The sequence below is a fragment of the Mesorhizobium sp. P5_C1 genome (assembly GCF_054049815.1).
In genome coordinates this window covers 1-1,117 of record NZ_JBFULQ010001051.1, presented here as the reverse complement: position 1 = coordinate 1,117, position 1,117 = coordinate 1, and the positions used below count along the sequence as shown (strand labels likewise).

The following is a 1,117-nucleotide window of genomic DNA, read 5'->3' as shown; positions in this document are numbered from 1 at the left end:
TTCTTGACCAGCTTCATGTGGTCGTTGGGAATCCACTCGGCCAGCGTATAGGCGCCGTTCGAAACGAGATTGCCCGCCTTGATCCAGTCGGCGCCGAGCTTTTCGATTGAGGCCTTGTTGACCGGATAGGTGGCCTGGTGGGTCAGCATCTCCAGGAAGTAGGGCGTCGGCGCCTTCAGAGTCACTTCAAGGGTGTTGGTGTCGATCGCCTTGACGCCCAAATCCTCGGGCTTGCCTTTCTTGGTGTTGACTTCCTCGGCGTTCTTCACGGGATAGAGCATGGAAGCGTATTCGGCGGCGGTGGCCGGATCCTCCAGCCTACGGAAGGAGTAGACGAAGTCGTCCGCCGTCACCGGGCTGCCATCCGACCACAAGCCGTCCTTGCGCAGCTTGAAGGTGTAGACGGTGCCGTCATCCGATACGGTCCAGCTTTCGGCGGCGCCCGGTATGAGGTTCGTCTTCTGATCGTGCATGACCAGTCCCTGGAACAGGTCGCGAATGATATCGGCTTCGTAGACGGTCGAGGTCTTGTGCGGGTCGACCGTCTCCGCCTCGGCGGCGGCGCCTCTGTTGTAGACGGTCTCGGCGAAAGCCGGCGTGTAGAATGTGCCGGCTGCCAATGCCATCGTCGTGGCGAACACCGTCGCCTTCAGCATGTTTCTCAGCATGAAGTTCTCCCTGTCGGCGCTGCCGTCGGCGCGCCTTTGAGTGTTGACGCCCCGGAGCCGATGTCTGACCCCTTTGAGCGCGCCGCCGGTTCCCTTCCTGCGGCTGGTGCCCAGACACTAACGCGGAGAATTTTTATTTCAACAGACTCTCTGGGTCACCCAAAGTAAGGCGGCACGAAAGTTGTGCCGTGACGGCCGAAACACCAGCCGAAACCAGAAGCTTGACTTGGTTTCCTCATCTCGACGCCATTCTTCACCCGGAATCTGTGGCCGCGCCAGTTTGCCGGAATGTGTTAATGCGTTCTTAAGCAACCAGAAGTTACATTATGGGTGCCTTTTATACGATTCCATCTCAGACGCGTGGCAGTCATGAGTACCTGGACAAGTAAATCAATAGAAATACGACAGTTAATGCGGAAATTTCAAGAAGAATCCGGTACTTCTGCGTT

The 1,117-nt window shown here is 57.3% G+C and carries 1 protein-coding gene; it reads right to left on the bottom strand.

The window, feature by feature from the left end:
* The coding region (locus tag ACXJ7R_RS33795) for a peptide ABC transporter substrate-binding protein (RefSeq protein ID WP_457155582.1) at positions 1–668 on the bottom strand (668 nt) is incomplete at its 3' end.
* Positions 669–1,117 lie beyond the last annotated feature (449 nt).